Origin of the sequence: Sediminibacterium soli (assembly GCF_009939225.1) — a bacterium.
In the GTDB taxonomy this organism is placed as follows: domain Bacteria; phylum Bacteroidota; class Bacteroidia; order Chitinophagales; family Chitinophagaceae; genus Sediminibacterium; species Sediminibacterium soli.
On sequence record NZ_JAACJR010000008.1, the window covers coordinates 1,098,835 to 1,122,627 of the forward strand.

Here is a 23,793-nt window from a genome sequence, read left to right on the forward strand (position 1 = left end):
TATTTTTCAGTGAATTCTATCAGCGATTTCTTTTCCGGTCAGGGATTAATGGGCAACTTTACAGACTGGCAGGCTCGAAAGTTAGCCATATATCTGAAAAAAGTTACGATTTAAACAAAAAACTAACGAGAATTTTATGTCAAAAAAAGTAGTTACCCTCGGCGAGATCATGATGCGTCTCTCCACTCCGGGTTTTGAAAGATTTGTTCAAAGCGACAGTTTCGATGTTACCTATGGCGGCGGCGAAGCCAATGTGGCTGTTGCGGTTTCCAACTATGGGTTGAATGGCGTGTTTGTAACAAAAGTTCCCGAGAACGCGCTGGGCCAGGCTGCCATCAACCATATCCGTCGTTACGGCGTGAATACACAGTTTATTGCGCGTGGCGGAAAACGTCTTGGTATCTACTTCCTGGAAACAGGCGCTTCCATGCGTGCCTCGCAGGTGATCTATGACCGCGCGGGCGCGTCCATTGCCGATGTTGACATCAGCGAATTTGATTTTGACAAAATACTCGATGGCGCCAGCTGGTTCCATACCACCGGTATCACACCCGCCCTCAGCGACAAGGCCGCCGCGCTCACCGAAGCGGCGCTGAAAGCAGCAAAAGCAAAAGGCATCACCACCAGCATAGACCTTAACTACCGCAAAAAACTGTGGAGCAAGGAAAAAGCGCGGGAAGTGATGAGCAGGCTCTGCCAGTATGTGGATGTATGTATCGGCAACGAAGAAGATGCGGAAACAACACTGGGCTTTAAGGCGGAAGGCACCGATGTAACCAAGGGCGAGCTGAACCTCGACGGTTACAAAAGCGTGTTCAAACAAATGAAAGAGAAATTCGGTTTCAAATACATCGCATCCACGCTGCGCGAAAGCCATAGCGCTTCCGACAACGGATGGAGCGCCCTGGTATACGACGGAAACGAATTCTATCATACCCGCCAGTACGAAGTGCGTATCGTTGACCGTGTGGGCAGCGGTGATTCTTTTGCCAGCGGTTTTATCTACGGCCTGGTAACCAATATGCCGATGAGTGAGGCCGCCGAATTCGGCGTTGCGGCCTCCGCCCTCAAACATACCATACCCGGCGACCTGAACCATGCCACACTTGGCGAGGTAAAAGACCTGATGAAAGGTGACGGATCGGGCAGGGTGCAGCGGTAGGGAACAGATGAACAGGGGAACAGATGAACAAGGAATAACGAATAGCGATCGGAGGTTTTGTTTGAACGGCGGAAGTTTGTTATTTCCTGTTTATCTGTTACGTATTTTCATCATGCCAATTTCAAAATTTCTCATTTACCAATCCAGCATAAAATGATCCTTGACAGTTTAACTGCGGCAGACAAGTACGTTTCGCTGCATCCGTTGTTTGCGAAAGCTTTTGAATACATCAGCAAGACCGACCTGGCTGCACTTGAAACGGGTAAGTTTGACATTGACGGCGATAAGCTGCGTGGCATCGTATCCGATAAAGAAGGCACCACTGCGGAGGCTTCAACCGCAAAATTCGAGTGCCATAACGCGCATATCGATATCCAGGTATGTATCCGCGGCAAAGAGACCATCGGCTGGAAACCGCGAGGTACCTGCACTTCGCCAAAAGGTGACTACAACCCTGAAAAAGACGTATTGTTCTACAGCGATGCACCGGATATGTTCTTCGGCATGACCGACAGCCAGTTCGTCATTTTCTATCCCGAAGATGTGCACGCACCCATGATCGGTGAGGGAATGATCAAGAAGCTGGTGATAAAAGTGAAGATCTGACAACTGAAAACAAAAAAGCCAGAACTGAAAGGAATTGTATCTCCTTCTTTTCAGTTCTGGCTTTTCAGTTTCTTTTCCTGTCAGGCTATCACTTCATCTCCGCAATCGCCACGGGATCCATATCGGTGAAAGTATAATTCTCACCTGCCATTGCCCAGATAAACCCGTAGTTGGTGGTACCGGGGCCGCAATGCACAGACCAGGGCGGTGATATCACCGCTTCGTGGTTGGCCATTACAATATGACGCGTTTGCTGCGGCTCGCCCATAAGATGGAATATGCGCTGTGGTTCGGGTACATCGAAATAGAAATACACTTCCATTCTCCTGGTATGCGTATGCGGCGGCACCGAATTCCACACACTTCCCTCGCTTAATACCGTAAGCCCCATTACCAGCTGGCAGCTCTGAATGCCATCCGCATGAATGTATTTGTAAATGGTGCGTTTGTTGGAGGTGGTTGTATCGCCCAATGCAACAGGCGATGCCTCGTCTTTGGTCATCTTGCGGTTAGGATAGCTGTGATGCGCCGGTGCGGACAACAGGAAAAAATCGGCGGGTTTATCTGCTGACTTACTGGCGAAAGAAACTTTCTGTGTTCCCTTACCAAGGTACAGGGCATCGAGTTTCTTCAGTTCATAGGTTACACCGTCCGCTTCCACCACACCTTCTCCGCCCACATTGATAATGCCCAGCTCCCTGCGCATCAGAAAATAATCCGCACGCAGTTCGGCTTCATTGGGCAGTTCCATTTTACGGGAAACCGGTTTTACACCGCCGATGATCACGCGGTCGTAATGCGAGTATACCAGTTTCAGGGCATCCTGTTTAACAAGATCCTGCACAAGGAAATTGGCACGCAACTCTTCGGTACACATGCCTTTCACTTCTTTCGGGCTTGACTGAAAACGTATTTCCATGGTTGTTGATTGATTGGTTGCAAGTATTACATACTGCGGATTGTATTGTTACTTGGTTTAATGGCTGTATGGTTATCTGTTCAGACAGTTTAACAAGGTAACCATTTAACCCTCATCTATCTTCCCATCCATCCTCCGTCCACCACCAGTATGGTTCCGTTTACATAGCTGGCTGCTTCGGAAGCGAGGAATATGGTCGGGCCTTTGAAATCTTCGGGTTTTCCCCATCGTCCTGCGGGTATACGCGATAAGATCGAAGCACTTCTGTCGGGGTCGTTGCGCAACGCTTCGGTATTATCGGTGGCGATATAACCCGGTGCAATCCCGTTCACGTTCACACCTTTCGACGCCCATTCGTTGGCAAGCGCTTTTACCAGGCTGCTCAGCGCACCTTTGCTTGCCGCGTACCCCGGAACGGTGATACCGCCCTGGAAACTCAGCAATGAACAGGTAAAGATGATCTTGCCGCTGCCTCTTTCGATCATATGCCGGCCTATTTCCCTTGCAATGATAAAGGGTGCATCGAGGTTGATGGCAAGAACGGTATCCCAGTATTCATCGGGATGTTCTGCCGCAGGCTTGCGCATAATGGTGCCCGCATTGTTGACAAGGATATCGATGGCCGGGTTCTCTGCCAGGACTTTTTCAAGAAATGCATGCACCGATTCTCTTTTGGAGAGATCGGCGGCATAGGCTTTGAAAGAACGCCCTGTTGCCTTCACCTCTTTTTCAATCTCGCTGCCCGAGAGCGCCAGTGTTGCGGATACCCCGATGATATCTGCGCCCGCTTCGGCCAGGCCCAGCGCCATGGCTTTGCCGATGCCTTTGTTGCAACCTGTTACCAGGGCAACTTTTCCGGTAAGATCAAACGATGTAGCCATATCAGAATATAAACTTGGTGCTTAAGAAATTGGATTCATGCTCGCTTACGATCTCATTGATCAGGTGCTTGTTGGCATCGGTGAGTTTAGCCGCCACCAGCGAACGGATCGAGAAAGAACGCAATGCATCCACCACCGACAGGGTTCCTTCAGCGCTGTCTTTTCTTCCCGTGAACGGAAATACATCCGGTCCGCGCTGGCACTGGCAGTTGATGTTTACACGGCTTACCTGGTTTACCAGCGGATCGATCAGTGAAGCAACCTCTTTTTCATCATTGCTGAAGATACTCACCTGCTGGCCGTGCGTGGACTCGATCAGGTAGTCGATGGTTTCTTCCAGGTTGCGGAAGGGCACCACGGGGATCAGCGGGCCGAATTGCTCCTCGCGGTACAATTTCATATCGCGGTTTACCGGATACATTACGGCAGGGTATACGAACGATTCAACCGCCGTACCGCCGTTCTCATTCATCACGCTTGCGCCGTTCTCCACCGCATTCTCGATGCATTCCCTGAGATAGGCGGGTTTGCCCGGCTCGGGCAGCGGCGTTAACGCCACGCCTGCTTCCCAGGGCATGCCATATTTCAGTTTGTTGACAGCAGCGGATAACTGCTCCACAAATTCATCGGCGATGCTTTTGTGCACGAATACGATCTTCAGCGCTGTACAGCGCTGGCCGTTGAATGAAAGACTGCCCAGAACGGTCTCCTGTACGGCAAGTTTGATATCGGCGTGTTTGGTGATGATGGCCGCATTTTTTGCATCCAGTCCCAGTATCGCACGCAGGCGGTTCACTTTGGGATGCAGTTTCTTCAGCTCGTTGGCCACTTTACTGGAACCGATCAGGGTAAGCACATCCACTTTGCCGGACTGCATCAACCCCGGAACGATCACATTGCCACGGCCATAGATCGTATTTACAACGCCTTTCGGGAAACAATCCCTGAATGCCTTGAGCAAAGGATAATGCAATAAAGTACCATGCTTCGGAGGTTTGAACAGCAGGGTATTGCCCATGATGATCGCGGGGATCAGCGTTGTAAAGGTTTCGTTCAGCGGGTAATTGAATGGCCCCATGCACAGCACCACACCCAGCGGCGACCGGCGTATCTGCGCGGCAATGCCCTGTTCGATGGTAAAACGCGATGAGTCACGGTCTATGTCTTTCAGTGCATCGATGGTTGCATAAATGTATTCAACGGTCCTGTCGAATTCTTTTACCGAGTCAGAATAGGATTTACCGATCTCCCACATGATCAGTTTCACCACGATATCTTTCTGCTCATGCATTTTGCCGATGAATTTCTCCACGCAGGCAATACGGTCCGAAATATTCATGGTTGGCCACTGACCGCGGCCATTGTCATAAGCCGCCACTGCGGCATCCAGCGCTTCAAAAGCTTCCTTCTCTGTACAAATGGGATAAGTGCCTATCAACTTTCGTTTCAACCCGCTTTCGGTTCTGATACAAACCGGCGAATACACTTCATGAACGGTCCCGTCCCATGATTTCATTTCACCATTGCATAAATATTCGCGCTGGTGAATCTCTTCTGCAAGTGCATACTGTGCAGGAATTGCTGATTCCTGAACGAATATGCCTGCCAATTGTTCTGTAAATGACATACGTAAAATTAACTGATTATTTTCTGATACGTGTTTAAGCAATGTCTTGGGCATGCAAAGCTTAGACTTTCTCTGCGATGTTAGACGGATTAATTACGAAAACGATTGCATGAATACCATCTGGGTTTACGAAATGCGAAATCCGGCCCGTGCTTTTTATTCGCGTCTGGCAAATGCCGCTGTTTTATTCAGACAAAACCGATTGCCAGCCGAAATAATTCTTTGCATTGCGGTAACAGATATCCCGGATCACGTTTCCAACCCATTCGATATCGTTGGGCAATTCCCCGTTCTCGATCTCTTCGCCAAAAAGGTTGCAGAGAATACGCCTGAAATATTCATGCCGCGGATAAGAAAGAAAACTGCGGGAATCAGTAAGCATACCGATAAACCGGCTCAGCAATCCCATATTAGACAGGACATTGATCTGTTTAACCATACCGTCTTTCTGGTCCAGGAACCACCATGCGGAACCGAACTGCACTTTTCCCGCAACCGAACCGTCGTTGAAATTACCGATCATGGTTGCCATAAGTTCATTGTCGGCGGGGTTAAGGTTATACAGTATTGTTTTGGCAAGTTTGTTATCGCTGTCGAGTTTGTTCAGGAATACAGCGAGCGCTTTTGCCTGCGAAAAATCACCGATGGAATCCCAGCCGGTATCGGGGCCCAGTTGCTGCATCATTCTTGCATTGTTATTGCGCAGGGCACCGAGGTGAAATTGCTGCACCCAGCCTTTCTCCCAATCCCATTCCGCAAAATGAATCAGCATGGCCGATTTGAATTTTCGCTGCTCCATATCATTCAGCTGTTTGCCGGAATGCACTTTGTTAAAAATGGCGTCGATCTCGGATCCGGTAAAATCTTCCGCATAGATCTCTTCCAGACCATGGTCCGAAACACGGCAACCCACGGAAGCAAAGAAATCATGCCTGTTCTGCAGCGCATACAGGAAATCGTCGAACGACGATATGGTGATACCGCTTACCTTTTCCAGTTTCTTCACATAGGCATTGAAATTTTCCGCATTGCCAACGTTCATGGCCTGGTCGGGCCGGAATGCAGGCAGGATGGGTATTTCAAACCCTTCGTTTTTTAACTGTATATGGTATTCTAGCGAGTCAACAGGATCATCCGTTGTACAAACCAGCGCCACGTTCATTTTGCGAAGCAGGTTCTTTACCGAATAGGGTTCTGTCTGCAGCAGATCCGTGCAGTGGTCATATATTTTTTTTGCGGAATCGCCATTGAGTATATCCGATACGCCGAAATAACGCTGCAGCTCCATATGCGTCCAGTGATACAGCGGATTCCGCAGCGTATACGGAACCGTGGCAGCCCATTGTTCAAATTTCTCCCAGTCGCTTTTATCGCCGGTGCAGAAGCTTTCGTCAACGCCGTTTGTGCGCATGGCGCGCCATTTATAATGATCGCCATACAGCCACACTTCGGCCAGCGTTGCAAAGCGGTGATCTTTGGCGATCAGTTCGGGCGACAAATGACAATGGTAGTCTATGATCGGCATATGCTTTGCGTACCCATGGTATAGCTTCTGCGCTGTAGCATTGCCCAACAGAAAATGTTCATCTAAAAATTGCTTCATGGCAGGTTATTGTCTTAATACGTCGGGCATCAGCCGGAGGCTTTCGCTACCGGGCCCTTGTTTTTGAATGTTGGTTGCTGATTTTTTTCCTTATAAACTAACGCCTCTCTTCCATGGAATAAAATCATCCTGGTTCAGTAATACGGCTTTGGGTATCACTTCTCCGCTGGCGGCCCTGATACAATATTCCAGTATCTCCTCCCCCATCTGCTCGATGGTTTTATCTCCGTCTATCACACCGCCCGTATTGATGTCGATGATATCCGACATACGCAGGGCAAGCGATGTATTGGTGGCCACTTTGATCGTTGGACATACCGGGTTGCCGGTGGGTGTGCCCAGCCCGGTTGTAAACAGTATCAGTGTAGCGCCGCTGGCGGCTTTACCGGTTGTTGCCTCCACATCGTTACCCGGTGTGCAAACCAGGCTGAGACCGGGTTTGGTGGCCGGCTCGGTGTAATCCAACACATCCACCACGGGTGAGGTGCCGCCTTTTTTGGCCGCGCCATTGCTTTTGATCGCATCGGTGATCAGGCCATCCTTGATATTACCGGGCGATGGGTTCATGTCAAACCCCGATCCCACATTTTCCGCGGCCTGGTTGTAGCTGCGCATCAGGTGTATGAATTTCCGGGCGGCGGTTTCGTCTGTGGTGCGATCGATCAGCTGCTGTTCCGCCCCGCAGAGTTCGGGAAACTCGGCCAGCAGTATTTTACCGCCCAGCGCAACCACCAGGTCTGAGCAATACCCTACGGCAGGGTTGGCGGAAATGCCGCTGAAACCATCGCTGCCACCGCATTTGACGCCGATACAGAGTTTGTCGAGCGTGGCCGGTTTGCGTTCCAGCCGGTTGATCCCGATCAGCCCTTCGAAGGTCTTACGCATCGCTTCGGTGATCAGCTGCTCCTCGCTCTGCGACTGCTGCTGTTCAAATACATGCAGCGGCTTGTCGAAATGAGGGTTGTGTTTTTTAATATCGTCGAGCAGGTTCTGCGTCTGCAGGTTCTGACAACCCAGGCTGAGTATGGTAACACCGGCCACATTCGGGTGATCCGCATAGGCGGCCAGCAGTTTGCTCAGAATGGCCGCATCCTGCCTGGTGCCGCCGCATCCGCCCTGGTGATTCAGGAACTTGATGCCATCCACATTTTTAAAGACACGGCCGGTTGCAATAGTCGATTCTTTTACTTCCAGGCTGGCGTTGGAAACATCACCGCCCTGCCGGTACAGTTCCAGCAGGAGATGTGCTTTTTGTTTGTACTTATCCGTTACATTATAACCCAGTTCGCTGTACAACGCTTCTTTGATCACATCCAGGTTCCTGTTCTCACAAAAAACCGTGGGCATGAATAACCAGTAGTTGGCGGTACCCACGCGGCCGTCGCTGCGGTGATACCCGCTGAATGTTCTGCCGGCAAATTTTGAAACATCGGGCGCCTGCCATTCGTAATGATAGGGTCTGAATTCATACGGCTCCGCCGCATGTTTGGTGTTTTCCGTCGACATGCGGCTGCCTGCAGGTATCTGTTTCTGCGCTTTGCCCACCAACACGCCGTACATGATCATTTCATCGCCCGGCCGCATATCGTGCATAAAAAATTTATGCTTGGCGTCTATATCTTCTTTCAGCACATAATCGTTCCCCTGGAAGGAAATGGTCTCACCCTGCTTCAGGTTGGTCAGCGCCACAAGTACATTGTCTTTGGGGTGTACCTGTATTATTTTCTGTTTGCTCATGCGATGGTTTGTTTTAGGATTCCCGAATGAAGGGCATTGCTTACGCCCCCTTTTGTCAACAGTGCAAGATACTGCAGTACTGCCTGGGGAAATCCTTTGTACCGGGTCAAATCCTTTCCGAACAACTGTTCGTCTTTCAGTATCGCGTACACACAGGCTTCGGTATCGGGCGCTGACTGCCAGTGTGCATACAATGCCGTCGCTTTATCGTCGTTGATAGGGTATTTTTTTGTACCGTCGTTACCCGTGTACTGCCCGCCCGAGTTTTCGGCAGGACGGGTAAAAAGCAGGTACGCCGCAAACCCAAGGGCCATCAGCGCCGGCGGCTCATGGTTTACCGAATAATGTTTATCGATCAGCGGCACGCAGCGCATCGCCATTTTGGAGGTGTATTGCGCGCTGATGCTGATCCACTGGTGTTCGATATACGGATTGCGGAACCTGTCAAGCACCTGTTCGGCAAATGCATGGGCTTCTGACAGGCTGATGGTTTCCTGCACCACCAGCGGCGCGATCTCCTGCAGCATCAGGGAGGAAACAAACCGGGTGAAGCCTGCATCGTTCATGGCCTGCTTAACGGTACTGAACCCGGATAAAAATGCCAGCGCGCATGAGAAAGTATGCGTACCGTTCAGCAGGCGCAGTTTGAGCTCGCGGAATTTGTTGATATCCGGTGTAATGACAATGTCCTTGTTTGCTTCGCTGAAAGAAAGCACCGACCGCGCGCGATCGCTTGCCGTTTCAATTGCCCAGAGGCGATAGGGTTCGGACATGATCATCAGTTCGTCCTCGTACCCAAGCTCCTGCTCCCGGCGTCTGTGCTCATCGGCGGACAGTTTGCCGGGAACGATGCAATCCACGAGTGAGTTGCAGAAATCGTTCGACTGCTCCAGCCAGTTCATGAAAGCATCCGTATGCCCTTTTAGCCTGGCCAGCGTGGTAACGATCTCTTTCAGTTTTGTTCCGTTGTCTACGATCAGTTCTGCGGGTACGATGACCATGCCCGATTCATCGCTTCCGTTGAAAACGCGGTAACGCGCTTCGAGAAAAGCCAGCAAACGCCCGGGGAAAGAAACCGGTACGGCTGACGCGGCATCGGACTCCACCAGCACAATGCCCACTTCGGTCGTATTGGAGATCACCAGCTGCAGCAGCGGGTTGGCTGCGCAGGCAAGTATTTCGTTCCACTCATCGGCGGCGGAGAGTACGCGGCTGATAGCGGTATTGAGCACCTGTCTGTCCACTTTTATGCCATCCTGTATACCCCGCTCCAGTAGGGTGAACATGCCGTCCTGCAGCTTAAACGCATCCGTACCGCCATTGGCGGTTGATTTAACCACAACGATGCGGCCGTTGAACAGGTTTTCCTTATTCGCCTTGTCTATGAAATAATCGGGCAGGCCGCGCAGCAGCACACCGGTGCCGAACTGCAATACTCGCTCCGGCAGGTTCGCCACCTGTTCCGTGTACCCGTGCTTATCCGCGGCCTGGCTTATTGTTTTTTTTGATAACTGCATGTCCGTTTGTTTCGTTACAATCCTTTGGTCTTTGCCTTCCATGTGGGGAACTCGGTCTTGATAAGTTTCTCCGGCCAGGTTCCATACCAGGCATACCCGGTTCGTCGCTCGTATTCAATTTCGGCTACATTATAGTGTTTCTGGCTATCCCTTCCCGCAAACAGCGGTTTATCGGTTCCTATCTCGTAAAACCTTGCCCATACTGTACTTGCTGCATCGGGCACCAGCACGCGATCAAATTTTTTAGGCAGTTCCGGTGCTGGCTGATCAACATACCGGTATCCGGTGATCTTTACCCTGTCAAGCCAGCTAACACCTGCAACAATCGCGTCGATGATGTTTTGCGAGGGTTGTTTTACCCGCATCAGAAACCGTATGATGTTAACCGATTCAGCGCCGCTGGTGGATGCGAGTTCAAATTTGCGCGCCATCTCGGGCTGTAAGGTTCTTGCATTGTATTGCGCGCACCAGGCAGTCAGCCTGCCGTTCACTTTTAGCTGTGTGAGCAGGATACACCGGATGCCCCGCTCTATTACTTTTGCGCAGACCGGCACAAACGAGCGGTCGATAGCGGCAAGACCTTTGCTGCCATCCCGCACATCTTCCAGCACTTCCATGGCGTTTATCATGGCGTTGTCGTTGAAGGTGATCTGGCTTCGGTACAGCGATGAATCGGGATAATACTGCGACCAGCCACCTGCGGCGTTCTGTGCCAGCAGCAGATAGCGCACACCTTTTTCGGCAGCGGCGAGGTACGCTGTGTTTTTTGTCTGCCGGTATGCATTGGCGAGATAACGTATTTCTTTTGTGGTAGCGTTGTTATCGATGGTGGCGTCCTTATGAAGCGAATCGTTGCGGACCGCTTTCTTTTCTGCGTCGGACAATACCCGTGCATAGTCCACTTTTGTTTCGTTCACCGCCTTGGGCCAGCCGCCTACGGCACGCTGGTAAAGCAGCATGTTTTCTGCCACGGGATCGATACCGGATGATGGTGCCGCCTTTGGCGTTGCAACTTTTGATGTGCCGACTACCGGGTCTATATGCGTTACCACGGAAACCGGATCCCATTTGCCGGCGAATGTCCACAGCGCGCTGATCTGCGCAGGCGCCGGCGAACCGGGTGCTTTGCCGAGGTTGTCGGCAAACCAGGGATAGTCTCCCGCTTTGCGGTGGTTGTTGTAATAGTAGATCCGCTGGCCCCACTGTATCAGGTTCTGGGGATTGGACGGATTCAGATAGATCGGCGCGTTGGCCATATTGTCGGCAAAACTGCAGTTAAGCAGATAAAACTGTGCATCCCGATGATAACGGCCGAGTTTAAAACCGTTCTCGCCGCGGAAAACGCAATGGTTCAATACCGTTTTTGCGTCTTCGATTTTAGATCCGTCGTGCCAGATCGCGGCCACATTGCCGTGTGCCACAAACTCGCAGTTCTCTGCATAGGCCCAGCCCCTCGGACAATAAAAATCAACACCGCCTTCCATCAGGCAGTCTTTGAAATAGAACATGCCTGCTTCCACATTCCAGGGACTTACCGTATCGCCGCCATAAGCGCGGAGTATGCAGTTACGGACGATCAGCCTGGTGGTGGCAAAACTGCGCAGCGCCATCTGGTGCCCGCTGGCTGTAACCGTTTTGAACGGGTTCAGACTATCGAGTTTGCAGTCTATATGAATACCCTCGGGTTTAGCAAGCAGGTCAAACCCAAAGCTGTTGGTGATGCTGAGGTTCTCGAGTACGATATCGCTTCCTTTCAGGTTAATGGTGGCAACACCCCAATCGTCCCTGTTCTCGCAGCGCCAGATATCCCTTGCCTGGGAGATCGTCAGCAGCGTCCTGTTTTTATCTTCCCCTACCAGCGATACAAAATCCTTTTCAATAAACAGTTTTTCCCGGTAAACGCCGTTCCGGATAAAAATCACCCGTTGTTTTACAGCGGCATCGGGTAAACTGTTGATCGCCTCCTGTATGCTGGTAAAATCGCCTTTGCCCGACTGGTCAACCACGATCATCCTGTCCTGTGCAGGCAGGGCCGGTACCGTTACGCAGAGGCTAAGGAATACAGCAACAATATGGTTCAATACAGCTCTCACGATCCTATTTTGCGCGCGATGGCGTTTGCCTGATCAGCCATTGCACCAGTTCATTGGCAGCTTTGAAATTTTCATAGTCGGCGGGCAGTTTTCTGCCATCGGTATATTCATTATAGATCCAGGGATCAGCCGTGGCAAACACGGTGCCCCTGCCTATTTTGGCTACCGCGAAAATGACCAGCTCATCTTTTTTCAGGTAGGCGGTTGCGGGCTCTTTCAGCACCATGGATGAGATCTCTTTCTGGTATATCTTCCTGGTGGCGGGTAATATCTTATTGCCCGCAGGTATATCCACTTTACCCAGATTGAAATCGTTATTGGGTACGCGGTTATAACTGTCTTCGTTGAAATGGATACCGAATTTTTCAGAGAGCGTGTTGAAATGCGCAAACTCGGCATTGCCTTTGTCGTTATGCATCAGCACCAGCACCCCGCCTTTCTTCACCCATTCGTATATTTCATTCACATCTTTTGCCTGTACATAATTGGGTGCGGGATTTTCAGTTGCGTTATCGGCATCGACGATAATATAGATATCGGCTTTTTTCAGGTTGGCAGCATCCGGCGCCGCACTCAGCGTTTTTGTCTGCACACCGTAGCTCCTGAAAACATCTCCCAACAGGGAGAACCCGCCGTTGGACATCTCGTTCCATTTGTAATGCCAGGCAACCGTGGCGCCGGTAATGTCTTTTTTCCGCTCGGCGTTGAAATAGTCGTCGAGTACCACGGTTTTGCCTTTGCCAACGGGCAGCGTACGCAACAGTTCCATTTCATTGGCTGCCTGTAAAAAAGCACCCACACCTTTGGGATCGTTCACCACCACTTTCTCACTCATATAATATTCGTAGCTGCCATCGCGATAGGGATTACCGCCGAGACCGCTTACGCTCACGGTGCCTTTGAGATTGGTCAGCCCATTGGCACCGGTTTCAATAAATTCTTTCTGTATGCCTGCATATCCTTTCCTGGCCACATCCAGGTAGGATGCCGGCAGGTAACCCAGTCTTACCCCTTTGGCAAGTGCATACACAAACATCGAACTGGCGGATGCCTCGTAATAATTGCCTTTGGCCCCGGGTCGGTCGATGATATCGTACCACAGGCCGTTGGGCTGCTGCGCTTTTTTTACCGCCGCTGCAAAACGGTTCAGTATACCTGCAATAGAATCCCTGTAAGGATTGGCTGCCGGGAAATTTTCCAGCACATCCGCCATGGCGTTACCAAACCAGCCCATGGCCCTTGCCCATATATGCGGTGAGAGACCGGTTTTGGGGTCTGCCCATTTCTGCTGGCGGCTTTCATCCCAGCCATGGTACAGCAGGCCTGTCTTCGCATCGCGGGCATGCTGTTCTATCCATACAAACTGCTTCCCGATATCGTTGAAAGTGGCATCGTCTTCATGAAATAAAACGGCATACTGTGTATAGAACGGTTGTCCCATATACAGTCCATCCAGCCATACCTGGTAAGGATAGATCTTTTTATGCCAGAAACTGCCCTGGTTGGTGCGGGGCTGTGTCTTCAGCTGTTCGCGCAACGTAGTGGCCGCCCGGTAATATTTTTCCTTCCCGGTTACATTGTACAGACTGAGCAGCACCTCACCGCAGAGCAGGTTGTCGATATTATAATCCACCTGTTTATAGGTGCGTATCTCTCCTTTGTCGTTCACAAAATGATCCATGCTTTTCTGCATGTAATTGAAATACTTCGGGTCTGCGGTATGCAGCCAAAGTCCCTGTATGCCTTTCAGGATCACGCCCTGGTCGTAAGACCAGCGTGAGGGGCGTGCGGGATCCATGGACAGCGAATCCTTCCAGATGGTCATAACGGTTGCGGCCATCTTCTCTGCCGGGGTTTGCGAAAAGGCTGTTGCAGCAAACAGCACAGCAAGAAGCAGGAATAGGGTCAGTTGTTTTTTCATATAGCTATTTGAATTGGAGTGAGGATGCTTTTGCTCCAAAATTAAATGCTGCCGGCGTCTTTGCCCGGGATTTATCGGTATTGATCACGCTGATCCTTTCCGTACGGTCCCCGTTCAGTTCAAACAATGTTTCGGCTTTATCGTATACCAGTTTGTCGAACCGGATATTATTGGAGTGCTGTATGGTCACCAGCGGGCTGGTATCGTCTGTCTCCACATGCACATTTCTGAACAGGATATCCGTGCCTTCTATGCATTCGATGCCTTTCCTGGCTTTGATGACCATATTCTCCATGGTCAGGTTTTTCACGTTCATCTCGGGTATACCGCGGATAAAGACGGCTTTGGCCGCTCCCCGGCAAACAATATCGCTGATATGAAAATCGCGGAATACCGGGGTAGCTTCCGTAACCGGCAGCATTTCCACTTTGGGAAGCTCGCGTTTTTCGCCGGCCAGGGGCACCGGGTCCTTTGCCGCATAATACATATCGAACGAGATGGCTTCACCCGCGATATCCTTCATCTGTATATTGGAAGCATATATTTTTTCCACCACACCCCCGCGGCCGCGGACCGTTTTGAAACGGAGCCCAATATCCGTTCCGATAAAAGTGCAGTTGGATACGAACAGGTTCCGGGCGCCGCCGCTCATTTCACTGCCGATCACAAAACCGCCGTGTGCATGGTATACGGTTGTATTGATGGCGATCACATTTTCCGTTGGCAGACCGCGTTTCCTTCCCTCTTCATCGCGACCCGATTTGATGCAGATGCCGTCGTCGCCGGTGTCAAAAGAACATCCGTCGAGCAGTACATTGGCGCAGGACTCAAGATCAACGGCATCGGTATTCTGACCGTACCAGGGATTTTTTACGGTTACATTTTTCAGGGTAATATGCCGGCTTACTGTCAGGTGCATGGTCCATGCGGGCGAATTCTCGAAGGTAACACCCTCTATCAATACATTCCTGCAATTGGAAATACGCAGCATATTCGGGCGCAGGTAATCCCTGATCTCTTCAAAATCCTTTAATTCAAGACCGGGTGTGAGCTTGCCGATATTGTTGGTCAGCGACCCCTTCAGCGCGCCGGGCGAAGAATACCAGCTTGTTTTTGCTTCGTTCAGAACGCCGCCGCTGGCCACTTTGTTTTTCCATTCGGAATCGGTCATCTTCACTTTCTGCTGCGGGCGCCAGGTATCGCCGGAGCCATGAAAAATACCTTTGCCCGTGATGGCGATATTCTCGAGGTCTTCTGCGGTGATCGGCGACTGGCACCTTGCCGCCACTACCCCTTCAAACGAAGAACGTACAAGCGGGTACTGCAGGTGGTCGGGTGTAAACAATACCAGGGCGCCTTTTTTTGTATGCAGTTCCACATTATTCTTGAAAACGATCGGTCCTGTAAGCCATAATCCTTCGGGGATCAATACCACACCGCCGCCGCCTTTGTTACAGTCGGAGATCGCGCTGTTGATGGCATGGGTATTCAGTGTCAGCCCATCACTGGCTGCCCCATATGTACGGATATCGAATGTATCTTTCCTGAAATGCGGCTGGTAGATCTTAGGCAGTTCGTAAGCCATTTTTCCCGGATGCGGAGACGGTTTGAGGTAGGCAGCCAGGGGTATGTTTTTTTCCTGCAGTTCGGCGCAGACAAGCGAGGCAACGGATGCGGCCCCGTATTCCGAGAAATGGGTATCGTCTTTTTTTCCGTCCATGGCCGCTTTGTAATGCCGGGGGTCTATCCAGAGAAAAAGATTCTTTGATCCTTCCACACCCTGCTGTTCTATCAATGCCTGGCTGGATCTGTGCAGATCGATCAGCGGCAGGTTCATTTCTTTTGCCAGTGTACGAACCACATCGGGGTATTCTCCGTGTGAGTCTGCGAATGTTCCGTTCGCATCAAATTTCCGGCGCATAACAGGTGTTACCAGAACCGGATGGGCGCCTCTGCTCCTGGCATCTTTGATGAAACGGATCAGGTTATCGCGATAGGCGGTGCGCGGTGCTGCATAGCGGTTGGTATCTTCTATCTTGGCATCGTTGTGCCCGAACTGTATGATGACCCAGTCGTCTTTCTGCAGGTTCTTCATCACACTGTCCCAGCGGCCTTCCCTGATAAAACTCTTGGTGCTGCGACCGTTCACAGCGTAGTTGCGTATGCTTGCTTCTTCGGTAAAGAACTGCGGGAACAACTGCCCCCAGCCTCTTTCCGGGTTATCGTTCAGCGGCTTATCAGCCATGGTGGAATCGCCGATCAGGAATATCCTGGTATGCCTGGGTAATTTGAACGCCGTTGTTGCCAACGCCACTAAGATGATGATGCCGATCTTTTTCATTTCTGCAGTTTTCGGGTACTTGGTGATTGATACATGATGGAAGGTGAACATCCGTTGCCGGTCTGCAGACAAAGCAGCGGTATGGCTTCTGCAGGGATACACTTACCGGAAAAAGCAGGCCGCGGAACGGTCAGGTACCAGTGCCGTGCGTGGATATAAACAGGTAGATGATTCTTTTTCATTGCAAGCCCTCTGCAGACAGTGGCATGCTGCCACTGAAACCGGGTAACAAGTCTACTTTGTTTCAGGCCTAAAACAGGGGTGATAAGGGTATTTTTTTACGCAATCGTTCCCGGTAACGATATCGCGCAGCGCGTCTGGACAGGGTAGATTTTCTGCCTGTTTGCCGATTAATGCCGCCGGGGCGCCGTGGTTTAGGCAGCTACTGCCTTAAATACTGTATTTTTAATGCCGTTTGTGCAAAAAAGATTGCTTTACAGCAACCCGTCATGAAATTTGAAGCCGTTACCATAAAGGACATTGCCAAAGCACTGGGATTATCCACTTCCACGGTTTCCCGTGCGCTGCGCGACAGCTACGAGATCAGTCCTGAAACAAAAAAACTGGTTCTTGAATACGCACAGAACAACAATTACCGGCCAAATCCCATTGCTTTAAGTCTCAAGGAAAAAAGAAGCCGTTCCATCGGCATCATCGTCTGCGAGATCGCCAACAGTTTTTTTTCGCAGATCATCAACGGCATCGAATCCATTGCGTACGATAAGGGTTATAACGTAATCATTGCGCAAAGCCATGAGTCGTACGAACGCGAGGTGCTTAACGTGCAATACCTTGCCTCCCGGTCGATAGACGGATTGCTGGTATCGGTGTCGTCGGAAACAAACGACCTCGATCATCTCAAAAGCCTGCATGAGAGGGGGCTGCCGATCGTATTCTTTGACCGTATCGTTGATGAACTTGACACACATAAAGTGATCGTCGATAATTTCAAAGGCGCCTACGATGCCACTACGCACCTGATCAAAAGCGGGTACAAACACATAGCCACCCTGGCAGGATCGGAATATTTATCGATCACCAAGGAACGCATGGATGGTTACCGCCAGGCGCTGGAAGACAATGGCCGGACTGCAGACCCGGCATACGTACAGCACTGCCTGCACGGCGGCATGCTCTACGAAGAAGTGGAATCCGCGCTTGAAAAAATGCTCCGGCTTCCCAATAAACCCGACGCATTGCTAGGCTGCGCCGACAAACTCACCACCAACTGCCTCCGGTATTTCCGGAAGAAAAAAATAAGGGTGCCCGATGATATCGCATTGGTTGGTTTTTCCAATCTCGATCTCACCGATCTGTTATCGCCTTCGCTTACGGTGGTAAGACAACCCGCGTTCGAGATGGGCCAGCTATCAACCGAGTTGCTTATTCAGCAGATAGAAAGCAAAAAGCCTGTGAAAGATTTTGCCAAAAAAATCCTGCCGCCGCAGTTGTTTACAAGGGAATCCACGGAGAAATAAGTGATGCTGTCTAAAAAAGCTGCAGCCCGATTGCCGGCAGCCGGTCTTCACCAGTAGAATTCGGGGCGTTAGGTTGTTTTAACGGCCTGACGTGCCAGTAATTTCCAACTTCCTTTTTCTTTGTGCCAGACCAGCAATATTTTCAGCTTAACCGTGCCGGGAGTGTTGTTATCATTGGTGGCAGCATTAAATACATGACGCACAATAGCCGTATTGCCTGCAACCGAAATGGTCTGTTCGGAAAGATCGATCGATACAAAATCGGATTTGCCGCTGGCGATATGTTCAACAAAGGCAGCTTTGTCTTCCACCAATCCGCTTGAATGACCATAACTCAGTTTTTCAGAGGCAATGTTCTCAAGCGCGGCCCGCTGCCCGTCGATCATCGCTTTTTTCAGTCGATCAACCGAAGCTGCCACTCCTTTCTCTTCTTTGGTCTGAGAGAAGGCGGCGACGGATACCATCATTACCAATGCTAACAGGTGCAGGCGTTTCATACAATTGTTTTTATGAAAATACGGATAAAAAATGGCCGCGGACAATACCGGCCGCACAGTTTTGTTTTCTGTGGCACCGGCATCGTCCGCGGCGTTTTACCTGACGGATCTATTTCTTCCTTGTAAGCTTTATCTCCATCATTTTGAACTGCTTTCCGGTTTTGGGATCGGGACCATACATCGTCAGCATATGGGTATTGTCGTCCACCACCGTATACACTTCGCGTACCGAGCAGGTCTTGCCGGGACGGCAAACATCCGGCATACTGCCTGTTGACGTCAGTGTTTTTGAAGCGGCATCCCAGTCGCCGGTTGTATTCATAATGCCCGTACCCATGTTGTCGATCCAGGAAGACGTGAATTTTTTAAGCGCATTATCATATCCCATAATGCTCATACCCTCGAATGGCATGCCCATCATGTTACCGGTATGTCTGCTTACCTGGTACCTTCCATCCATCGCCATGCTGTTTGAGGCGGCGGTTTTGACCATTTGCGGGGCGGCGCCTTCATAGTTCCACACCGTCATTTCTCCCTGCCAGTTACCTGACCAGGATGCCATCATTTTGTGCATGTCGCCGGGTGTGGCATACTCCATCATTTTCGCCATCTGCGTGGCCGAATCGATGGGAACCCAGGCTTCTTCAGTCTTGGACGCAGCGGTTGCGCTGTCTTTGTTGCCGGTTTCGGTTTTGGTTCCTTCTTTACAGGCAACCATCGATATGGCTGCCATGCAGAAAACCAGGATCGTGTGTTTCATAAGCAAGATTTTAGTGTGATAAGGTAGCAAGTTTCTTTTGCTTATGCAATACCCCTGTATGAATCACTTATTAATTCCGCCCCCCTGCATCCCGGGTTATTGTTTAACCGGTGTTACCCGGAACCAGTCGATATCTGCAAAACCCGAATCATTGATCTGCGTGGTTCTTGAACAGAACAGTCCTGCTTTGGCACCTGTCCACCTGCCCGGTTCCGCCTGGAAAGTATCGGGTATCTCCGTAAACATTTGTCCGTCGGCACTGTAGGCAAACCGAACCTGCGCTCCTTTGGTAAGTGTTGCGCGCAGGTAAATATCCCCTCCTGCATACGCACCGAGTATCTTTTCCGTTTCCTGTTTTCCTTTTATCGCGTCCTTGCAGTGTATATAGGCAAGAAAATTTTTACCATTCCTGAACACCAGCTGCAATCCCGCGTAACTGCCTCCCATCACCACCAGCCCGGCTCTTTCGTTTTCTATTTTGCCATTGGGTGTAAAGCGGAGCTTGGTGGTAAACACACAGGCTGTTGCCGGTATTTTTTGCAGGAACAGGTTACCGGCATCCCAAAGGTTTTTGGCGCTGTCGGGTAATTTATCTGAGAACAGCCGAAGTGTACCTGCGGCCGGGTTGGTGAATGCCCAGGTGCTTTTGGGGTTCGATTGCCATTGCCACTGCAGGCCGATCGTATTGGAATTGAATTCATCGGAAGTGGCGGGAACCGTCACGGGAATGCTTTTGGCCACAACCGGTTTCCGGTAGGTGGCTACCGGCTCGCCTTTGCCGTCTCCATCTTTATCGATACCGATCACCGGCCAGTCGTTCACCCATTTCATCGGCTGCAGGTGCACTACCCTTCCGTAGGCGGCTTTGTCCTGGAAATGGAGAAACCAATCCTCTCCCGAAACCGTATTCACCCAGGCGCCCTGGTGCGGACCGTTGACACTGCTGCTGCCCTGGTCCATCACCACTTTCCGCTCGTACGGTCCGTAAATATTTTTCGACCGCAATGCCAGCTGCCAGCCCGTACTTACGCCGCCGGCCGGCGCAAAAATGTAATAGTAGCCGTTGCGCTTATAAAGTTTAGGACCCTCCACCGTAGGGTCCTTGTCATGGCCGTCGTATACCATCACGCCTTCATCAAGTGTTGCCGTTCCGGCTGCATTCATTTTTCTGATAATGAGTAGGCTTTTGATACCGGCGCGGCTGCCGGCCCAGGCGTGAACCAGGTAAGCGTTGCCGTCGTCGTCCCAAAGCGGACAGGGGTCGATCAGTCCTTTGCCGGCAACCACCTTTACCGGGTCTGACCAGGGACCTGCGGGATTTTTTGTTTTTACCATGTAAATACCAAAATCCGGATCGGGGTAATAGATATAGAATTCGTTTTTATGATAACGGATCGATGGCGCCCAGACGCCTTCACCATGCGTTGTGGTGGCAAAATGTTCAAGCGGAATTTGTTTCGGCAATGCATGTCCGATGATCGTCCAGTTCACCAGGTCTTTTGACCGGAGAACCGGCAGCGCCGGTGCGTGTTCAAAAGAAGATGATACGAGATAGAAATAATCGTCCACCCTGATCACATCGGGATCCGAATAATCCGCATTGATCACCGGGTTCGTATAGGTTCCGTTGCCGTTATCCGGAACCCATACAGTTCCTGTCTGTGCTTTTGCAACGGCAACCGCTGCCAGCATGCACACAATATAATTAACCAGTTTCTTCATCTGCATGGTTTGAATTATTGAAACAAAGGCTGCCAGCCGGGAAAGATAACGGCCGGCGTGTACCGTCTGGCTTCATCATCTTGTAATTGTTTGCTCCAGTTTATCCGCGCATCTTTTGCAGCGCCGGGGCCGGTATTCCGGTACTCGTAAAACCTGGCGGTATTTTCATTGGCAGGGTTTTTCCAGTTATTCCATCCCGCGGGAAGAATATGCGCACTGATTTCGCAATGAAGATAAGCTACAGCGGCATACGGCCGCCATGGTCTTCCGAGCGAAACATGGTGCAGGCTGCTGTCGCCCGTGAGCTGGCAGCGGAGGAAAACAAAACCGAAAGCTTTGTCGGCGGGAGTGGAGGCCGCGGTTACATGCGAATTCTTTTTACTGTGAATACGGCATTCCTCAAACACAGCCGTAGCCGGTCCGAAAATAAAATCGGTGGTTCCTTCTATGTAACAGTTTTTGTAATACTGGCGACTGCCCTCGCCGCTGCAGAACAATACATCCTGGAAACCGGTGAAACGGCAGTTCCGGAATGCAAGCTTATCGCCCTTGGCAAACACGGCAACGGCCTGCCCGGCATTGAATCCTGCATTGTTCTCGAAACAGATATTTTCGGCGGTAACATTATCGGCCAGCAGAAAAAAACTGGCAGAGGTATAAGTGTTTACCGTATCGCCGTTAGGTAGAATGGTTCCTGTATGGTTATCATATGTCAACACCGTTGATGCAGGATCATCGCCGATAAGATGTACAAAATCTTTTCCTTTGGCCAGCTCCAGCCGCTCCCTGTACACTCCTTTCTTGATGCGTATACGGATAAAAGCTTTGTTACCGGCGGGCACCGCATCGAGCGCCTGCTGCACGGTTCTGCAGTCGCCGCTGCCATCCTGCGCAACAACAACTGTTCGCTGCTGCGCAAACAGGAACAGGGCTGTCAATAAAAAACAAACCAGTATTATAAACCGCTTCGGGAGATGAGCTGTATGTCTGCAGGAATGAGAAAACATAAGATGAGCGCTATAGTGTAAACTTAAAAGATAAGGCCGCCTTATGCAAGCAGCCTTATCCGATTCAATTGGTTTGCCGAACGGAATGCGCTTAGTATCCCGGATTCTGCGCAAGGTTTACGTTTGCATCCCTTGCAGGCTGGGGTATCGGCATCAGTTCTGATTTACCGGTTACAAATCCTGTGGCATACCTTGCAACCGTTGTTGTATTGATGGCAGCGCTCAGCCAGGTAACTTTTGTGGTGCCTGCCGGTGTACTGGCAGGGGCCGCTTTGTAGAACGAGTTTGCCCACAGTGTACTGGCACCCCAGGTATTGTCATCGCTCGTTGAATTATTGCGAAAGTACATGGAAACAGGCAGGTTATTATAGGGCGCCGCCAGGGTGGACATAGCGGTAAGCGCTGTTTTGGTATCGGCGATGGTTTTTGCCAGCAGGTTCCAGCGGATCAGGTCGGATTTGCGTACGCCTTCCCCGCCGAGTTCGAGCGAGCGCTCTTTGGTGATGGCCGCAAAAAAAGTTGCCTTCGTAAGTCCTGCGGGAAGATCCGCTGTTACATCGGCGGTGCCGATGGGTTTGCCATATCCTCTCCTGCGCACCATGTTCACCGCATTGTAGGCAGCGGCGGTTGGTCCGTTGAGTTCGTTCTCTGCTTCTGCAAACATCAGCAACACATCTGAATAACGGATGATCTGCCATTTCAATCCAAAATACTGTATGGCATTGGTTGGGGCATAGGCTGGATTGGTAACCCAGTCGCGGCGGTATTTACCGTCACAGATAGCCGTGATCGCCTGTCCTACCTTGGTTGCACCATCCGAAGCCACATTATAAATGGCGCAGGTAACATCCCTTCTCAGGTCGGTTGAGTCAAACAGGTAAAAATAGGTAGGCAATACGTTAATGCTTTTGTTGCCGAAACCATTTACACTGGGACCGTTATAATATCCCAGTTTGGTATCTTCCGCCGCTACGCCTCCGATAGCGCTTGCCTGGAACATCAGCTCGCCCTGCGGATCGGTTACCGCATGTGCATTTACCTGGTCTTTCCACAGCGCTTTGAAGCTTGGGTTCAGGTTGTGCTGGTTTGATTTGATGATATCTTCGCATGCATCCCTGGCGATCTGGTAAAAACTGAGGTAATCGGCGGCACGTTTCAGGCTTCCGTCCTGGCGCAGCGCATAACCGCCGCGGAACAGAGCCAGCCTGGCACGCAAAGCCTTCACCGTTCCTTTGGTGATCCGTTCATCGGGCTGGTCACCGATCGCAGCCAGGTCGTTACGCCAGGGAACCAGGTCTTCGGCAAGTTTCAGATCCGCGATCAGGCGGTTATAGAGCGTATCCCTGTCGGTACGCGAAGGGAAAGGATTGCTGCTCGCCAGCTGCGATGCGGGTGCAAAATGCGCGGGCAGGTCGCCCCAGTGTTTGATCGCTTCAAAATAATACTGCGCGCGCAGCGTCAGCGCTTCGCCATACATACGCTGCAGTTTCTTTTTTTCCTGGTCGGTGCCATTCGTATACAATGCCATCCTGGGTATATTGGCGATGCATATATTGGAGAACTCGATGCCCTGGAACAGCTGGTTGAAAGGATTGGTGATCTGCGCATTGCCCGATGTGGCGGCATAACGCGCAATATCACGGCGGTCGTTGTCTGAATTACCTGTAGGCCCCTGCATTTCATCGGTGTCCACGGTGTAGTATAGGCTAAGCCGTATACCGAAACCTGCATCGCCCACCATACGGCTGTACGCACCGGCCAGCGCTTTGTAAGCACCCGGCACATCTGCAAAAGCCACTTCTGCACTGACATCTGTGATGGGTTGCTGGTCGAGGAATTTTTTACAACCCGTCAACAGCAACATACAACCTGTTGCAGAAAGAGCGGCGAGTTTAAAAATATGTCTCGTATTCATAAGAAAG

Annotated in this window: 17 protein-coding genes; 3 read left to right on the top strand and 14 right to left on the bottom strand. The window is 50.9% G+C overall.

The window, feature by feature from the left end; all coding sequences use genetic code 11:
- The first annotated feature begins 136 nt into the window (after positions 1 to 136).
- Together GWC94_RS11930 and GWC94_RS11935 are read left to right on the top strand one after the other, a co-directional pair.
- Positions 137 to 1,162, top strand: coding sequence for a sugar kinase (locus tag GWC94_RS11930; RefSeq protein ID WP_161835247.1), 1,026 nt, complete (start codon positions 137 to 139; stop codon positions 1,160 to 1,162).
- 153 nt (positions 1,163 to 1,315) lie between these two features.
- Positions 1,316 to 1,768, top strand: coding sequence for a YhcH/YjgK/YiaL family protein (locus GWC94_RS11935; RefSeq protein WP_161835248.1), 453 nt, complete (start codon positions 1,316 to 1,318; stop codon positions 1,766 to 1,768).
- A gap of 88 nt (positions 1,769 to 1,856) precedes the next feature.
- Here GWC94_RS11935 and kduI read toward each other — a convergent pair whose 3' ends face one another.
- The 9 genes from kduI to GWC94_RS11980 all read right to left on the bottom strand — a co-directional run bounded on the left by kduI (position 1,857) and on the right by GWC94_RS11980 (position 16,407).
- Positions 1,857 to 2,687 carry a 5-dehydro-4-deoxy-D-glucuronate isomerase gene (gene kduI / locus GWC94_RS11940; RefSeq protein ID WP_161835249.1) on the bottom strand — a complete coding sequence of 277 codons (831 nt, stop codon included), beginning with the start codon at positions 2,685 to 2,687 and terminating at the stop codon, positions 1,857 to 1,859.
- Positions 2,688 to 2,803: 116 nt separating this feature from the next.
- Positions 2,804 to 3,568: an SDR family NAD(P)-dependent oxidoreductase gene (locus GWC94_RS11945; RefSeq protein ID WP_161835250.1), complete on the bottom strand. Its 765-nt coding sequence runs from the start codon at positions 3,566 to 3,568 to the stop codon at positions 2,804 to 2,806.
- A 1-nt stretch (position 3,569) separates the two neighbouring features.
- Complete coding sequence (locus GWC94_RS11950; RefSeq protein ID WP_161835251.1) at positions 3,570 to 5,195, bottom strand: NADP-dependent glyceraldehyde-3-phosphate dehydrogenase; 1,626 nt, start codon at positions 5,193 to 5,195, stop codon at positions 3,570 to 3,572.
- 184 nt (positions 5,196 to 5,379) lie between these two features.
- Positions 5,380 to 6,798, bottom strand: a complete 1,419-nt coding sequence (gene uxaC, locus GWC94_RS11955; protein WP_161835252.1) for a glucuronate isomerase — start codon at positions 6,796 to 6,798, stop codon at positions 5,380 to 5,382.
- Positions 6,799 to 6,888: 90 nt separating this feature from the next.
- A complete protein-coding gene (locus GWC94_RS11960) occupies positions 6,889 to 8,535 on the bottom strand; it encodes a UxaA family hydrolase (RefSeq protein WP_161835253.1) in 1,647 nt (548 codons plus the stop codon).
- The gene (locus GWC94_RS11965; RefSeq protein ID WP_161835254.1) at positions 8,532 to 10,052 is read right to left on the bottom strand and encodes a tagaturonate reductase; all 1,521 of its coding nucleotides are present in this window, start codon (positions 10,050 to 10,052) and stop codon (positions 8,532 to 8,534) included. Before GWC94_RS11965 ends, GWC94_RS11960 begins: the two co-directional genes overlap by 4 nt.
- Positions 10,053 to 10,066: 14 nt before the next feature.
- Entirely contained in the window at positions 10,067 to 12,145 is a 2,079-nt protein-coding gene (pelA, locus tag GWC94_RS11970) for a pectate lyase (protein WP_161835255.1), read from the bottom strand.
- A 4-nt stretch (positions 12,146 to 12,149) separates the two neighbouring features.
- The gene (locus GWC94_RS11975) at positions 12,150 to 14,066 is read right to left on the bottom strand and encodes a glycoside hydrolase family 88 protein (protein WP_161835256.1); all 1,917 of its coding nucleotides are present in this window, start codon (positions 14,064 to 14,066) and stop codon (positions 12,150 to 12,152) included.
- Positions 14,067 to 14,070: 4 nt separating this feature from the next.
- Entirely contained in the window at positions 14,071 to 16,407 is a 2,337-nt protein-coding gene (locus GWC94_RS11980) for a glycosyl hydrolase family 28 protein (protein ID WP_161835257.1), read from the bottom strand.
- A 449-nt stretch (positions 16,408 to 16,856) separates the two neighbouring features.
- Between GWC94_RS11980 and GWC94_RS11985 the strand changes: the two genes are divergently transcribed.
- Positions 16,857 to 17,885 (top strand): LacI family DNA-binding transcriptional regulator, encoded by a 1,029-nt coding sequence (locus tag GWC94_RS11985; protein ID WP_161835258.1) that lies wholly within the window; start codon positions 16,857 to 16,859, stop codon positions 17,883 to 17,885.
- A 68-nt stretch (positions 17,886 to 17,953) separates the two neighbouring features.
- Here GWC94_RS11985 and GWC94_RS11990 read toward each other — a convergent pair whose 3' ends face one another.
- The 5 genes from GWC94_RS11990 to GWC94_RS12010 all read right to left on the bottom strand — a co-directional run bounded on the left by GWC94_RS11990 (position 17,954) and on the right by GWC94_RS12010 (position 23,786).
- On the bottom strand, positions 17,954 to 18,382 hold the full coding sequence (locus GWC94_RS11990) for a nuclear transport factor 2 family protein (protein ID WP_161835259.1): 429 nt from the start codon (positions 18,380 to 18,382) through the stop codon (positions 17,954 to 17,956).
- A gap of 109 nt (positions 18,383 to 18,491) precedes the next feature.
- A complete protein-coding gene (locus GWC94_RS11995) occupies positions 18,492 to 19,142 on the bottom strand; it encodes a DUF1579 domain-containing protein (RefSeq protein WP_161835260.1) in 651 nt (216 codons plus the stop codon).
- A 96-nt stretch (positions 19,143 to 19,238) separates the two neighbouring features.
- On the bottom strand, positions 19,239 to 20,864 hold the full coding sequence (locus GWC94_RS12000; protein ID WP_161835261.1) for a glycoside hydrolase family 43 protein: 1,626 nt from the start codon (positions 20,862 to 20,864) through the stop codon (positions 19,239 to 19,241).
- A 14-nt stretch (positions 20,865 to 20,878) separates the two neighbouring features.
- Positions 20,879 to 21,802, bottom strand: coding sequence for a pectinesterase family protein (locus GWC94_RS12005; protein WP_202628742.1), 924 nt, complete (start codon positions 21,800 to 21,802; stop codon positions 20,879 to 20,881).
- 160 nt (positions 21,803 to 21,962) lie between these two features.
- Positions 21,963 to 23,786, bottom strand: a complete 1,824-nt coding sequence (locus tag GWC94_RS12010) for a RagB/SusD family nutrient uptake outer membrane protein (RefSeq protein WP_161835263.1) — start codon at positions 23,784 to 23,786, stop codon at positions 21,963 to 21,965.
- Positions 23,787 to 23,793 lie beyond the last annotated feature (7 nt).

Coding starts and splice junctions, on each gene's coding strand:
- GWC94_RS11930 (WP_161835247.1), top strand. CDS start 137: ATGTCAAAAAAAGTAGTTACCCTCGGCGAGATCATGATGCGTCTCTCC.
- GWC94_RS11935 (WP_161835248.1), top strand. CDS start 1,316: ATGATCCTTGACAGTTTAACTGCGGCAGACAAGTACGTTTCGCTGCAT.
- kduI (WP_161835249.1), bottom strand. CDS start 2,687: ATGGAAATACGTTTTCAGTCAAGCCCGAAAGAAGTGAAAGGCATGTGT.
- GWC94_RS11945 (WP_161835250.1), bottom strand. CDS start 3,568: ATGGCTACATCGTTTGATCTTACCGGAAAAGTTGCCCTGGTAACAGGT.
- GWC94_RS11950 (WP_161835251.1), bottom strand. CDS start 5,195: ATGTCATTTACAGAACAATTGGCAGGCATATTCGTTCAGGAATCAGCA.
- uxaC (WP_161835252.1), bottom strand. CDS start 6,798: ATGAAGCAATTTTTAGATGAACATTTTCTGTTGGGCAATGCTACAGCG.
- GWC94_RS11960 (WP_161835253.1), bottom strand. CDS start 8,535: ATGAGCAAACAGAAAATAATACAGGTACACCCCAAAGACAATGTACTT.
- GWC94_RS11965 (WP_161835254.1), bottom strand. CDS start 10,052: ATGCAGTTATCAAAAAAAACAATAAGCCAGGCCGCGGATAAGCACGGG.
- GWC94_RS11975 (WP_161835256.1), bottom strand. CDS start 14,066: ATGAAAAAACAACTGACCCTATTCCTGCTTCTTGCTGTGCTGTTTGCT.
- GWC94_RS11980 (WP_161835257.1), bottom strand. CDS start 16,407: ATGAAAAAGATCGGCATCATCATCTTAGTGGCGTTGGCAACAACGGCG.
- GWC94_RS11985 (WP_161835258.1), top strand. CDS start 16,857: ATGAAATTTGAAGCCGTTACCATAAAGGACATTGCCAAAGCACTGGGA.
- GWC94_RS11990 (WP_161835259.1), bottom strand. CDS start 18,382: ATGAAACGCCTGCACCTGTTAGCATTGGTAATGATGGTATCCGTCGCC.
- GWC94_RS11995 (WP_161835260.1), bottom strand. CDS start 19,142: ATGAAACACACGATCCTGGTTTTCTGCATGGCAGCCATATCGATGGTT.
- GWC94_RS12000 (WP_161835261.1), bottom strand. CDS start 20,864: ATGAAGAAACTGGTTAATTATATTGTGTGCATGCTGGCAGCGGTTGCC.
- GWC94_RS12010 (WP_161835263.1), bottom strand. CDS start 23,786: ATGAATACGAGACATATTTTTAAACTCGCCGCTCTTTCTGCAACAGGT.